This is a genomic window from Neobacillus solisequens (assembly GCF_051233465.1).
Taxonomy (GTDB): domain Bacteria; phylum Bacillota; class Bacilli; order Bacillales; family Cytobacillaceae; genus Neobacillus.
Map to the genome: position 1 here is coordinate 367,405 of NZ_JBKFGJ010000011.1, position 14,528 is coordinate 381,932.

Annotated in this window: 11 protein-coding genes; all 11 read right to left on the minus strand. The window is 39.4% G+C overall.

What is annotated here, in order from left to right:
* Positions 1-18: 18 nt before the first annotated feature.
* Positions 19-849, minus strand: coding sequence for a carbohydrate ABC transporter permease (locus ACI3K6_RS13235; protein ID WP_335476587.1), 831 nt, complete (start codon positions 847-849; stop codon positions 19-21).
* Between the two features lie 35 nt (positions 850-884).
* A complete protein-coding gene (locus ACI3K6_RS13240) occupies positions 885-1,829 on the minus strand; it encodes a carbohydrate ABC transporter permease (protein ID WP_335476586.1) in 945 nt (314 codons plus the stop codon).
* A 22-nt stretch (positions 1,830-1,851) separates the two neighbouring features.
* On the minus strand, positions 1,852-3,129 hold the full coding sequence (locus ACI3K6_RS13245; RefSeq protein WP_435555190.1) for an ABC transporter substrate-binding protein: 1,278 nt from the start codon (positions 3,127-3,129) through the stop codon (positions 1,852-1,854).
* Positions 3,130-3,276: 147 nt separating this feature from the next.
* Positions 3,277-4,425, minus strand: a complete 1,149-nt coding sequence (locus ACI3K6_RS13250; protein ID WP_435555191.1) for a response regulator transcription factor — start codon at positions 4,423-4,425, stop codon at positions 3,277-3,279.
* Entirely contained in the window at positions 4,403-6,064 is a 1,662-nt protein-coding gene (locus ACI3K6_RS13255) for a sensor histidine kinase (RefSeq protein WP_435555192.1), read from the minus strand. The genes ACI3K6_RS13250 and ACI3K6_RS13255 overlap by 23 nt, the downstream gene beginning before the upstream one ends.
* Before the next feature lie 271 nt (positions 6,065-6,335).
* The gene (mglC, locus tag ACI3K6_RS13260) at positions 6,336-7,358 is read right to left on the minus strand and encodes a galactose/methyl galactoside ABC transporter permease MglC (RefSeq protein ID WP_335476582.1); all 1,023 of its coding nucleotides are present in this window, start codon (positions 7,356-7,358) and stop codon (positions 6,336-6,338) included.
* An 11-nt stretch (positions 7,359-7,369) separates the two neighbouring features.
* Positions 7,370-8,875: a galactose/methyl galactoside ABC transporter ATP-binding protein MglA gene (gene mglA / locus ACI3K6_RS13265; RefSeq protein ID WP_435555193.1), complete on the minus strand. Its 1,506-nt coding sequence runs from the start codon at positions 8,873-8,875 to the stop codon at positions 7,370-7,372.
* A 292-nt stretch (positions 8,876-9,167) separates the two neighbouring features.
* Positions 9,168-10,226 carry a galactose/glucose ABC transporter substrate-binding protein MglB gene (mglB, locus tag ACI3K6_RS13270; protein WP_435555194.1) on the minus strand — a complete coding sequence of 353 codons (1,059 nt, stop codon included), beginning with the start codon at positions 10,224-10,226 and terminating at the stop codon, positions 9,168-9,170.
* Positions 10,227-10,449: 223 nt separating this feature from the next.
* The gene (locus ACI3K6_RS13275; protein WP_435555195.1) at positions 10,450-12,036 is read right to left on the minus strand and encodes a response regulator; all 1,587 of its coding nucleotides are present in this window, start codon (positions 12,034-12,036) and stop codon (positions 10,450-10,452) included.
* Positions 12,030-13,502 carry a sensor histidine kinase gene (locus ACI3K6_RS13280; RefSeq protein ID WP_435555196.1) on the minus strand — a complete coding sequence of 491 codons (1,473 nt, stop codon included), beginning with the start codon at positions 13,500-13,502 and terminating at the stop codon, positions 12,030-12,032. Before ACI3K6_RS13280 ends, ACI3K6_RS13275 begins: the two co-directional genes overlap by 7 nt.
* Complete coding sequence (locus tag ACI3K6_RS13285) at positions 13,502-14,506, minus strand: sugar-binding protein (protein ID WP_435555197.1); 1,005 nt, start codon at positions 14,504-14,506, stop codon at positions 13,502-13,504. Before ACI3K6_RS13285 ends, ACI3K6_RS13280 begins: the two co-directional genes overlap by 1 nt.
* Between the last annotated feature and the right edge of the window lie 22 nt (positions 14,507-14,528).

The window sequence follows — 14,528 nt, forward strand, 5'->3', positions numbered from 1 at the left end:
AGTTCTCTATTAAAATGGCTATCCTTTTATTCCTGATTTCGAAACATCCTCCATAATATATCGCTGGGCTGCAAAGAAAATGATCAATGGAGGAATACTGATCAAGAATGTAATCGCCATAATCCCTTCCATATTGACGCCGAACATTCCCCTAAACTGAGCCAAACCAAGAGTCAGTGTATATTTGCTTTGATCATTCAAGAAAACCAACGGACCTAAATAATCATTCCAGCAATTTAAAAAGCTGAATACACCAACAAGAATTAAGGCAGGTTTCATTAAAGGCAGATAAATTTTATAAAAAATTTGAAAGGAGTTTGCTCCATCGATCTTCGCTGCTTCATCAAGCTCCTTCGGAATCCCCATGATAAACTGACGAAGAAGGAAAATAAAGAAAGGAGCGCCAAACCATGCAGGTACAATCAACGGTTTTAACGTATTCAGCCAACCAAGCCAATTAAATTCCATATATAAAGGAATCATTGTTACTTCCCAGGGAATCATCATCGTGGCAAGAAGCAAAATGAACAGAAAATCCCTTCCTTTAAATTGAAATCTGGCAAATCCATAGGCCACCAAGGAAGAGGAAACAATCTGGCCCAGTGTTGCCATGATCGTTACCGTGAGTGAATTGGTTAAAAACTGCGTAAAGGGCTGAGATAGCCAGGCCTCTTTAAAATTTTCAAAATGAAATTTGGCTGGTATCCATTTGGGAGGGAACTGATAAAGCTCTTCCGGCCCTTTTAACGATGTCGTGACCATCCAAAATAACGGTGCCAAAAATAACAAAGATACAAAAATTAAGAGAATATATACAAAAGCTTTTTCAATCCTGCTTTTCTTTTTCATAGTAATAACCCCTCATATTCTGAGACTCATGCAATCTATTTTTTCTTCTTCACTTCTCCCTCGTAATAAACCCATGCAGACGAGGATTTAAATACTAGCATGGTCAACCCCAAAACAATCACAAACATAAACCATGCGTTGGCAGAGGAATAGCCCATTTTAAAGTATTTAAAAGCATTTTCATACTCATACATTGCATAGAAATACGTAGACTTAAGCGGGCCCCCGCCTGTTAAAACTAGAGCCAGGGTTAACTGCTGAAAAGCAGAAATAATCGTAGTAATTAGATTAAACAAGATAGTTGGTGTCAACATGGGCATGGTAATTTTGAAAAACTGGGTGAATTTATTTGCACCATCGATGGAAGCAGCCTCATATAGTTCTTTGGGAATGGCTTTAAGGCCGGTCAGAAAGATTAACATCATTTGCCCCTGTCCCCAAAGGCTGGCAATGACCATAGCAACCAACGCCCAGCTAGTATGATTGAGCCAATCAGGTCCTTTTATTCCGAATAATGAAAGGAAATAGTTTAGGATGCCGTATTCACCGTTAAAAACCCAAGCCCAAATCATCGCAAGAGCAACACCCGAAATGACAGAAGGCAGATAGAAAAAGGTCCTGAAAAAAGAATGGCCTTTCACATTTTGATTCAATAGTATGGCTAAAAATAAAGCAATAATCAGATTTAATGGAACAAATAACAAGGCAAATTTCGCAGTCACCCATAGTGATTTCCAAAACAATGGATCTTCCGTGAACATAGTTTTATAATTTCCTAGTCCGATAAACGTCGCCTTGCCAACAATGGGCCAATCAAAAAAACTGATAAAAAGCGAATAGAGCAACGGTCCCAATGTAAAGGCTAGAAACCCAAATACCCATGGGGCAATAAAAAGAAAGGGGACAATTTTGTCCCACTTAAACTTCTTTTTTGGATCTAGCTCTAAATGCGGTGTTGACGAGGAAGTTAGCAATTTCATAATAAACACCCCATTGTATTTCTTACTTAACGTATTTCTCAGAGTCTTTTACTGCTTGGTTCAATAACGTCTTCGCATCCTGCCCGAGCATGATGGCATTGATGGCAGATGACAGGTTACGATTGATATCCTTCCAATTTTTATTTAAAAGGAATGCAGGTGTATCTGTTGAGCGTTCCAACATTTTATAAAAAGGACTAATCATCGGATCTTGTTCCATATTCATTTCTTTTACAACACTGATTCTTACTGGTAAATCTGCTGTACGCATCTTAATTGCTTCCGGAGAAGAGTAGAATTTCACAAATTTATAAGCTAGGTTCTTGTTTTTTGAATCCTTTGCAATAGAAATCGCAGATGCAGCAATCACACCTTTTGAAGGCTTACCTTCAAAGGATGGAACCTCAACCGTTCCAAAATTGATTTTTGCTTCCTTGAATCCTTGCAATGGCCAGATGCCGCTTTCCCACATGGCAATTTTTCCGGCTTTAAAAATATCATCGCCGCTTTGTTGGTTTTTCCCGCCAACAAGTACCGCACTTTTCTGTTTTAAAAGCTCACTTAAGACACTGACTGCCTGTACAGTCTCCGGACTGTTCATAACATCTTTGATCTTCTTTCCATCCTTACTGATGAAACTGCCCCCATTACTCCACACAAGTCCTTGGAGATCATACGTATCCGGTTCCGGCACGACTCCAAAACCATATTGTTTTTTGGCCGGGTCAGATAATTTCTTGGCAATTTGTTTGAACTCATCCCACGTCCAGCCGTCCTTTGGATAAGGAATATTGGCCTTGTCAAATAAATCCTTATTATAGTACACCACTCTGGTAGTAAAACCTGCTGGCATTCCATAAGTTTTGCCGTCCATGCTTGAATAATTGAATAATCCCTGATAAAAATCGTTTAAATCCAATTCAGAATCACCTTCTAAATACTTATCCAGTGGTTCAAGGGAATCATAATACGCAGGAAAATTCCACATATACATGACATCCGGGGGATTTTTTGCTCCAAACGAAGCAGCAAGCTTTTGGTCAAATCCATCACCGTACGGCTCAACTTGGACTTTCACACCAGGATTTTTTTCTTCAAATTTTTTAGCGATTTGTTGTTGGATCTTTAACGCCTCACCAGTATCCCAAGTCGCAAATCTCAGTGTTGTATTTCCCTTGCCGCCCTGATTGTCACTTTTTGATCCAGAAGAATTTTCTCCGGAGCTGGATTTCGAGCAGGCTGCCAAGGAAAACATGCTTACCAGCAACACAATCATTGCCATAATGCTGACTTTCTTCATTTAGTCTTTCCCCCTCAAATAAATATAAAAATTTAACCGCTTTCATTGTATCTTTAACGAAAGCGGTCTCACACATAAATTCATCTTCACTTTTTCGTAATAATGTTTTATATTTACCAACTGTTATGGTACAGGGGCGAATTTGTTCTAGCTGTTTCGTCTTTTTGTTTGACGGTACTCAGATGGAGTCAATCCGGTGCATTTTTTAAACCATTTGCTAAAATATTTTCCGTCCTGAATGCCAATCTTCTCACCAATTTGCTGTAACGTTAGCGAGGTGGCCTCAAGCAACTCGCAAGCTGCATTTAGTTTGAATTTTTCCGTAAAATTGTAAAAGCTTTCCCCCACCGATTTTTTAAAAAGCGTACTGAAATGACTTCTGCTCAAATTCACTTTTTGGGCAATCTCTACTGATGAAAAGGAATGAGAAAGATCATCTATAATCATCTGAACGGCCTTTTGGATCGGCTCAGGCCATTGATCAATTGAAACATTAAATTGCTGCTCAATTTTAAAATTACTATATAAAAAATGAACTCCAGTCAACCATTGGTCTGTTCCAATATTAGGTCCGTTTACATTCCATTGGAGTGCCGGGAAATTTTGTTTCGCTTTTATCAACAAAGTCTCAAAATGTTTATGTAAGACCTGGGGAATAAACATAAAGCATTGATCGTGTCCACAGATAATTTTTGTTGTGATATCTGGAAACAAAATGTCCATATGTTGTTCCACTGATGATATTCCTTGGCCCAGGTGAATTAAATGGTAGATGTAAAAAGGTTGATGGATCCAACTCCATTCACCCTTACATTTATCCTCCAGTATGGATGCAAAAGAATTATCAAACCCGCATAGCCATTCATAAAACTCTTTTGTGAGTGCCGTCGCCGGGATAGCAGAAGAACTATTCTTCCCTTTTCCAATCTCATTTGCAAATTGAGTCAGGTACTCTTCAAATTCCTCATCTTGGAAAGCCGTTTTTAATATGTAGCCAGCCGCACCAAGCCTAATCCCCTCCTGGGCAAACTCAAAATCGCGATGACAACTTAACAAAAGAATTTTCGTCCCCGGGGCCTTTTGTTTTATTTTTCGTGCCAATTCTATTCCATTCATCTCAGGCATGACAATATCCGTTATAACTACCTCGGGTGAGTGTTCAAGAAATAATTCCAACCCCTTTTGCCCGTTGGCTGCATCTCCGCAAACTTCCATATCGAATTTTTGCCAATCAATCGTTGCAATTAAGCCTTTCCTAACAATGTATTCATCATCAATTATGATTACTTTTATCATTGGAAGCACTCCTTTTCGGCCAGCACATGATGATGATCGTACCTTGCCCTGGTGTAGTATTTATCCTCAGTCCGTATTCATTGCCAAAATGAAGCTTTAGCCGTTGATCCACATTATAAACTCCGATTCCATGCCCCTTCTCATTCACTGGATGTGGCCTTAATAGACTCCTTGCCGTTTCCTCACTCATTCCTTTACCATTATCAACTAAAGTTAATTCCAGAATTTCAGATTTTTCCTCAATAGCCAAAGTAATTCTCCCTTTCCCATCCTCAAAGGCATGAAAAAAGATATTCTCAAATAGCGGCTGCAGGGACAGCCTCGGTATTAAAAATTCAACACATTCTGGTGAAACATTTTCCTCATAGGAAAACATATGTCCATAACGGATCTCCTGAACTTTTAAATAATGGCTAATGGTTTTAAGTTCTTTTCTCAAGGGAACCAATTCATCAGAAAAATTGAGGTTTTCATGAAGAACCTCAGTTAAATGGTAAATCATCAACTGAACTTCCTTAGCATTCGAAAGCCTTGCTTTCCATTGAATAGAGTTCAGGGTGTTGAATAATAAATGCGGATTGATTTGATAGTGAAATGCTCTTAATTCTGCTTTTCTTTTTAACCTTTCTGTTTCGTTTATTTCCTCAATTAATTCCTTAAGCTGCTGAACCATGCTATTAAAGCTTAGTGACAAATTGCCGATTTCATCATGTTCCTTGACTGGAATTCTAGTTTCCAATTCACCGGCACTGACCCGTTCCATTGACTCCTTCAGCTTTCTAATCCTCTTTGCAATTGGCGCAGAAAATATCATTGCGAGAAGGCTGGCAAGGAGAATCGAAAAAAAGTTTCCTAAAATCGTATAATTAAAAATGACATTAGAAGATTGATAGAATAGTCTTTTGGGTACCCGGACTTCCACTTTCCAGTTATAGGATTTTAGTGTAGTTTTTCTGACAATGTCACTTGAAAGTTCCTCGCGTTTACTTTTTGTTTGATATAATACATTGTTTTTTTCATTTCGAATCGTCACAAAGGCGTGGACATCCTTTTCTAAAAAACGGATATAGGAAAATAGTTCATCGGCCTTCGTTTCTACGAGAAGTTTGCTTCCTGTTAATATTCCATATTGACTTTGAATAGGAAGAACTAGGCCAATCATATTTGCAGGCGGACGATCTTGATAATAATCGGCTTTGTAAAAGCCAATCCAGCTTTCTCCCTGACTCAGCCGACTCGCTTCCTGCCAAAATGGCATGTTAAACAGATTCTCTGTATTAAGCAGGTTGCTTCCATAGTAATATCCTGATCTGGTAATTAAATAGATTCCTTTCGTATTAAACGTTTTATGTGCCTCAAGATATCTTTCAAAATTCTTCTTTTCAATAAATCCTTCGTATGTCTTGGGGGCCTCTTCTTTCAGGACAATTAAAGTCGGGTCGGATAAATATTGATGAATATCATTTGCAACCACATACATTTGCTCGATCGTATTGTCCAACTGTGTTTCAAGCTGGGATACGGCAAACTTTTCATAATTATTATATTGGCGGTTAACAATCGAAGAAGATTTTTGATAGGAAAGAAAACCAAATAATAAAAGAGGAATAAGCGCCACCACAATAAAATACAGCACCATTTTCGTACGCAAACTCCCAAATAACAACCTTTTCGACCTATCTACCAATCTATAAATATATCCGCTCACGATTAACGCCCACTCCCCGTCCATTCCAGTAAAAGAAACCCGCTGACATCATTCTACATTCCTAACGCACAAATAGGCAATCCAATATCCAAAACAAAAAAGGTACCCTCCCAAAAGGAAGATACCTTTTTTGATTATTTTATGTCCACTGGTGACGGACAATTGTCCACAAGCGGTGCCTGTCACCCAAGTTGTTACCCAATTATTTCTTCTTCGCGTGTTTGCGCATGTCGAAGGCTACTGCGACGACGATGATGGCGCCTTTGACGATGAATTGGATGTATGGACTTACGCCTAGGAAGGCTAGGCCGTAGTTGATGATTTGGAAGATGAGTACGCCTGTGATGACGCCTGGGACGGATCCGACGCCGCCTGATAGGGATACGCCGCCGACTACGCAGGCTGCGATGGCGTCTAATTCATACATGTTTCCTGTGTTGTTGGTGGCACTGCCGACGCGTCCTGCTTCTAGTGTTCCGGAGAAGCCGTAAAGTGCTCCGGCAAGCATGTAAATGAGAATGAGATACTTGGCCACATTAACTCCTGAAACTTTGGCTGCTTCCGGGTTGCCTCCAATGGCATACATATTTTTACCAAATTGCGTTTTGTTCCAAAGAACCCAAATTAAAATTGTAGCGATAATGGCATAGAAAATTAGGTAAGGAATTTCATAGGATCCTACAGGGATACCCTTTTGAGCAAAAGTTGTAAAAGTTTTACTTAGACCACCAATTGGCTGTGCACCGTATGGAGGTCGATCAAAATAAATAGATGTCAATCCATAAACCGTAATCATCATACCCAGGGTTGCGATAAACGGAGGCACGTTTAATTTTGCAACAATGACACCGTTTAGAGCACCGATAAGCCCGGTAATAACCATAGCAAGTAAAATTGGCACAATAAGAGGCAATTCGTGTAAATGCGGATACATTTTATATGCATAATCAGATGCTTGTAACATGGAAGCTGAGACCACCGCAGCAAGACCAACCATACGTCCGGCAGAAAGGTCAGTACCAGCGGTGATCAGGATGCCGGCCATTCCAAGAGCAATGATGATCCGTGACGATGACTGACTTAAAATATTTAGCAAGTTCGTAACTGATAAAAAGTCCGGAGAAGCGATGACAATCCCAATTACAAGCAAGATTAAGAATACATAAATTACATTGTCAAATAGCCATTTGGTGATAGTGGATTTTGATGAAGCCTGATTATTCATATAATCTCCTCCTAGTACAAAGCTGCCAATCGCATGATTTCTTCTTGTGAAGTTGTTTTCGTATCAACGATTCCGGCCGCTTTTCCATTACTCATAACTAAAATTCTGTCTGTTACTCCCAGAAGCTCAGGCATTTCGGATGAAATCATGATAATTCCTTTTCCTTCTGAAGCTAATTGGTTAATTAACTGATAAATTTCGAATTTTGCCCCGACGTCAATACCTCTCGTTGGCTCATCTAGCAGTAAAATTTCAGGCTTTGTTAACAGCCAACGGCCGATAATGACCTTCTGCTGGTTTCCGCCGGAAAGGCTTCCGATAGGGGTTTTTTGTGTCGGTGTTTTGACCTTCATCGAATCAATCACCCATTGGGTATCACTGTATACCTTGGCATCTGATAGAAATACCCCGCCTGTTTTGTATTGTGATAAGTTAGAAATAATCGAATTGAAGCTTATGCTTAGCTGCGGAAAAATTCCCGTTGATCTTCTTTCTTCTGTTACAAGGGCAAAGCCATTTTTAATCGCATGCTGTGGTGAAGGATTTTTAACCTCCTTGCCATGCAACTCGATCTTTCCAGAATTAATCGCTCTAATCCCGAATAGCGCTTCAACCATTTCAGTCCGCTTCGAACCAACAAGTCCTGCAATCCCAAGGATTTCCCCTTTCCTCAGTTCGAAATTGACATCAATAAAAGATGGCTGTGTTTCCGCAGTCAGGTTTGATACTTTTAAAATCACATTCCCCGGCTGATTCAATTTTTCCGGAAAACGCTGAGATAGATCACGGCCTACCATCAGTTTGATAATTTCGTCAGTCGTCATTTCCTTCGCACTTTTGGTGGCAATATACTGACCATCACGCATGATCGTTACTTCATCAGAGATTTTAAGAATTTCTTCCATTTTGTGAGAAATATAGATTATAGCTACGTTTTCACTCTGAAGTTTGCGAATAATCCTAAATAAATGATTGACCTCATTCTCGGTTAATGATGATGTCGGTTCATCCATTACGATAATTTTCGAGTTATAGGAGACAGCCTTAGCAATTTCGACCATCTGCATTTCAGAAACGGATAACGTGGCAACCTTACTTCGCGGGTCAATATTTATGTCAAGACTTTTAAAAATTTTCTTTGTTTCTTCATACATTTTCTTTTCATCGATAAAAAAGCCTTTTCTTGGATAACGGCCGAGCCAAATATTATCCATAACACTTTGTTGACGAACCTGGTTTAATTCTTGGTGCACCATGGAAACCCCATTTTCAAGAGCTTGTTTGGAGTTGGTAAATACCACCTCTTTGCCATCTAGAAGGATTTTCCCTTCATCCATGGAATAAATTCCGAATAGACACTTCATTAAAGTTGATTTCCCTGCACCATTTTCCCCCATTAAGGCATGAACGGATCCCGGCTTTAATTTCAGAGAAACATTATTTAAGGCAAGCACCCCGGGAAATCGTTTGGTTATATTAAGCATTTCAAGAATATTGGCCTTATTGGCTTCTGACATAAGCGAACCTCCTCGCTATCCTATTAAAAAATATGAGATGCATGAAGAGCCGGCTTCTCATATCAACATGAAAGATTTTCATTTTTCTAGTTGGGGCGGTGTCCTGCTCCAAACGGAGAATAGCCCCGAACGAAAGAAAAGTTACATCTTTTCCTTCGTTCGAGGAGCGCCTTGCCCTGATTGGGCCGGACAAAGGCGCTGTTTGATCTAGTAAGCTAGCATTTCTGATTGTTAGCTTAAGTGTCTAGGGGACTAAGGGGTCAAAGCCCCGGACTACGCACTTTTACTATTCTTATTGATAAGCATCTTTACCTTCCTGAAGGTTGTCTTTTGTAATGATCTTGTATGGTACGCGAACAGCCTTAGAGTCATCAAGCTTCCACTCTGTTCCATCTAAAACATCTTTACCGTTTGCAGCATTTGTAGCAAGCTGAATCGTTGCTTTCCCTTGATTTTTCGCATCATTTAGAACAGAACCAACCATTTTGCCATTTTCAATCATTTCAAGTGCTTCTGGAATAGCGTCAACACCTACAACCGGCATAAATTTGTCGCCGGAGAAATAGCCTGCTTTTTCAAGAGAAGCAATGGCACCTAGAGCCATACCGTCATTGTTCGCAATAACAAATTCAATCTTATCGCTGTATTTTGCCACCCATGCATCCATTTTTTCAGTAGCCTTGGTAGCATCCCACATCGCTGTATCCATTGCTAATTCTTCTACACCGATGCCTTTATCCTTTACCGTTTCAACTGCATATTTTGTACGAGCTTCAGCATCTGGGTGTCCAGGTTCACCTTTTAATAATACATATTGGATTTTGCCATCATGGTTTTTATCCCACTTGTCTTTGTTGGCTTCCCATGCTTTCGCAATCATTTCACCCTGAAGAACACCTGACTCAGAAGAAGTTGTTCCTACAAAATAAGCTTTGTCATAACCTTTTAATACGCTTGCATCCGGCTCTTTATTAAAGAAGATTACCGGGATGTCCTTTGGTTTTGCTTTATCAATGATCGTTTGTGCTGATTTAGGGTCAACCAAGTTGATCGCTAATGACTTTGCACCTTTTGCAATCAATGTATCTACTTGTTCGATTTGTTTTGCTTGGTCATTTTGAGAGTCGTTCAGCATAAGATTAATTTTACCTTTTGCTTCATCCTGCATGGCACGGCGTACATAAGACATGAAGTTATCGTCAAACTTATAGATGGTTGCACCAACGGCAGGAAGTTTGCTGTCCTTGCTGCTGCTCTCAGAGCTGCTTGTAGAACTACTGCAGCCGGTTGCTAGTAGAATACTAGAAGCTACTGATAATGATAAAATTAAACCTTTTTTCATTTTACCCATGTCATCATTCTCCTTTTTATAAATTCATCTGTTGCAAGCACTTAACTTGTAAGCCTTTACATACATGTTAGCATGGGCAAAATTATTACAATAGGTCGAAAGTATAGCATTAAATTGTGATATTCTAGACTTTTTTGCAAAGATTGAAATATTGTTGAAATAATCCTATTTTTGAAAAAGAAAATACCAGCTCTAATAAAAAAGCTGGTATTCTCACAATATATTAACTTACAATCGCCTTGCGGTACTCAGACGGCGATAATCCTGTCTGCTTTTTAAATACTCGGGAGAAGTAATTGGGATCCCTATAACCGACTGAATAACAAATCTCTTTTAAACTCTTCCCGGGGTTTTCCATTTCTGTTTTTGCGCGATTAATTCTAATTTCTGTCAAATAATCAATAAAGGTCATGCCAAACCGATCTTTAAATAATTTGCTAAAATAGAACGGGCTTAGTTCCACGTATTCAGCAACCTGCTCTAAGGTTATGGAATCTGAATAGTGAGACTCGATAAATTCCTTTGCTTTTTGAAGCATACCTTTAGCATGATTATTCCGCCAAGCCTGTACATGGTTGACAACCGCTAATAAATGCGATTTGGCTTTTTCTACTGTCTTCTTTTGATTTTCCGTGGCATCGAAAGTAGGGGACTGCTGATAGTTAATGCCAAGGTCATGAAGCATGCGGGAAATCAAAATAAACAATTCATCAAAAGCCTTAATGAAAACAGGTGTTTTCCATTTTTCTTTTTCGGCCTGTTTTGTGACAAGAGTATCAAATAAACGGAGAACCTGATTTACATCACCTTGACGTAAGGAGTCTAACAATTTTTTCTCTATTTCTAAAAACTCTGATATAATTGGCATTTCTTTGTTATCCCGCTTATTCGAAATGATATATTTTCGCTGCGGAGAATTTTGCAATTGCCCGATGGCCATAACTGCATCATGATAGGATTGGTTTAATTCATAGGCATGCTTATAGAGCAGGCCTACCCCTATTTTTAATTCTGCACGGAAAGGGCCCTTTATAAATTGGTTGAAGATCTGATCGATGATCGATTGAGCATTTAATTTATGTTGGTACTTTTCTGTTGTATTTTTACAAAGAATCAGCACTGGAACCTGATTTTCTGTCATCGGACCAATCATGATTTCTTCCTTTTCCCGGGCCGATTTCAAGTGTCCCTTCAACCATGAATACCAATTCTTCTTCTCTGCCAAGGATACTTCGGTTCCTTCCTTAGGTTCAATAAGGAACAGCATCACATATCCTGAAGTAATCTCAATCCCCAATAATTCCCCCCATTCATCAAATGAAATATCTTGGATTTGGTTTAGAATCATGGATGAAACCCATTCCTTTTGAGCGATCGAAACAGCTCGATTTAGATTCTCCATCAGACTTTGCTGTTCAATTTTATGTCTGCGTTCGGACCTAATTTCGTCAACCACCCGGTTTAAACTGGCGAGAATATCTTCGGTACGACTTGGTTTTAAGATATATTCTTTTACTCCTTGCTGCATGACTTCCTTGGCATATTCAAACGTATTAAAGGCAGACACCATGATAAATCGAATATCTGGCGCAAATTTTCTAATTTCCTTAACGGCCTGCACTCCATCTATTCCTGGCATTTTTATATCCATAAAAATTAGGTCAGGACGGAGTACTTTAGCCATTTCAATTGCCTTTCTCCCATTTTGGGCCTCTCCAATGACTGTCACGCCCTCTTGGGAGCTATTTATAATTTTTGTTAACGCCTTCCTCTCAAGAACCTCATCATCAACAACGAGAATGTTTAACAAGATTCTCCTCCCCCTTTTGTGGCATTGTCAGGTATGATCAATCTAAAAGTCGTTCCTTTTCCCGGTTCTGATTCAATTGCTACGATGTCATTCCGTTGATAAAAAAGCTGAAGTCTTCTGATTACATTTTTCACCCCTATACTTGTGGAATGACCTTTTGATTTTTGCAACTCAACTAACTCATCCGGTTCAGAATCTGCTGGGTTCAAATATTGGAGCAGCTTATTTTTTACAGTTTCCGGCATCCCTTTTCCATTATCAATTACTTCTACATTGATTCGCTCATCCCAATGATAAATATGGAGGCGGATTTCTCCATTTTCCTCATAGGATTCCACCCCATGGATGAAGGCGTTTTCAATTAAAGGTTGCAGAATTAACCGTGGAATTTCAATATCCAAACATTCTTTTTCAATTTCTGTAATAAATTGAATGCGTTCCCCAAATCTAGTTTGCTGAATAAAGAAGTACTCTTCGACAATTCTTACCTCCTCTTGAAGCGTGGAAGCCCGATTAAAATCACCCAAATTATAGCGGAGTATGGCAGCTACAGCAACGATTAATCTAGAAGTTTGGTCTGCGTCTTCCAAATAGGCCATCTTGGATACCGTGTTTAAGGTATTAAACAGAAAATGCGGGTTGATTTGATTTTGCAGGCTTTTTAACTCTAATTCCTTTAAGAGCTTGTCCAATTCAGATTTTTGCTTAATTTCCATGACAAGCTGCCTAAGGTTGGTCCTCATTTGATTAAAGGTCTCTGTTAACGGCTTGAGTTCATCCTTTGAAGATATTTTAATATCTTCACCCGCTAAATTTCCAATTGCTATTTCATTTGCCGCTTTAGAGAGAAGACTAATTGGTTTCGTAATTCCGCCCGAAATCCACAAAGCCAACAGGGTGCTTAGAAAAAATGCTGCTGTGAACAAAGCAAGTGACATTAGTCGATAGTAATGATTTTGTTGATCCATTTGCTCGTAAAATTGCTGGTAGTGAGTCAATTTATCATTTAAAATATCCAATGTACTTTCATGAAGAAATGAGGCGATATTTAACACTTCATTAAAATGGTCAGAGTAACGGTTAATATCGTCCACCTCAAAAGCCCCGACAGTTGCATCACATTCGTCTATAAAACTCTCAATCATATTTTTATAGTTTATGAGGCTGATATCACCAGAATCCATCATTTGATTTAATTTTTTTTGATCTTTAATTAATAGGATTTTCTCTTTACGATAATCCTTTAGATAGGTCACTTCTTTATCAAGAATATAGGCGTGGAGCTTATCTGTAATTAAATTGGTTCGTTGAGAAATATCGTTAAGCAGGAGAAATCGTTCAAAGCTATCATCATATTCTCCTACTACCTTTTCGCTGCTATTGTAAAAAATAACGCCAACTGAAGTTAATAATACAACCAGTACAATAAAATACAGCAACAATTTAGAACGGATGCGAAATAGCATTAGCGAACCCCCTCCAAATCTTCCTGCTGTAACTTTGTCAAATCCTTCGCCCGCATGATTCTTGTATTTGTGTGAACGACCGTCTGGACCTCTCTACCTTTTATAATATCAATCATCATATTGACAGCATCGTAGCCCATTTGAAAAGGCTGCTGCACCACGGTAGCTTGAATCGTTCCTTTACGAATATAAGCGATCGTTTCAGGAAGATTGTCAAACCCCATAATATATAGATGATCCTTACTTTTGTATTTTTCAACAACTTCGGCAATGCCGATACCATCAAGGGCGCTCGTCCCGAAGAAAGCGGTTACTTCAGGGTGACTTTGTAAGATTTGATACGCCTTTTCAGCGGCCCTTACCCGGCTGATATTCGATTCCTCCTCAGCCACTATATGGATTCCCGGTTCTGATTTCACTGCATCCTCAAAACCTTTGACCCGCTGCTGCTGATGGTTTTTGTAAAAACTTCCAGTAATAATGGCCACATTGGCCTTACCGTTTGTATCCGCAATCAAGGCCTTTCCGGCCATATAACCTGAAAAATAATTATCTGTTCCTATGTATGCTAGACGTTTGCTATTAGCTGCGTCTGTATCAACTGTAATGACAGGGATCCCTTTTTCCACAACGCGATTAATTAACGGAGTAAACTGCTGATCGCTCAACCCCTGGGTCATAATGCCATCCACCTTGGAAGCAGCTGACATTTGGATCGTCTTAAGATGATCATCGATATTCGCCTGCTCGGGACCCACATATTCCAGCAATACATGGTTTTGCATCGCAGCCGCCCTCGCTCCTTTTTCAACCAGGCGCCAATACTCATTATCAAGTTCCTCCGGCACCAGCACAAAATGATACTGATACTTAGCCTGAGCCTTATTCTCTATTGGTAGCTGATGCGTCAACACCTTATACCCATAAAACACAGCTATCGAACAACTAATGACAAAACACACAGCACCCACCACATACGCCAACACCGACCACCTGCTACCCATAAAACCCCCCATATGCAAACAC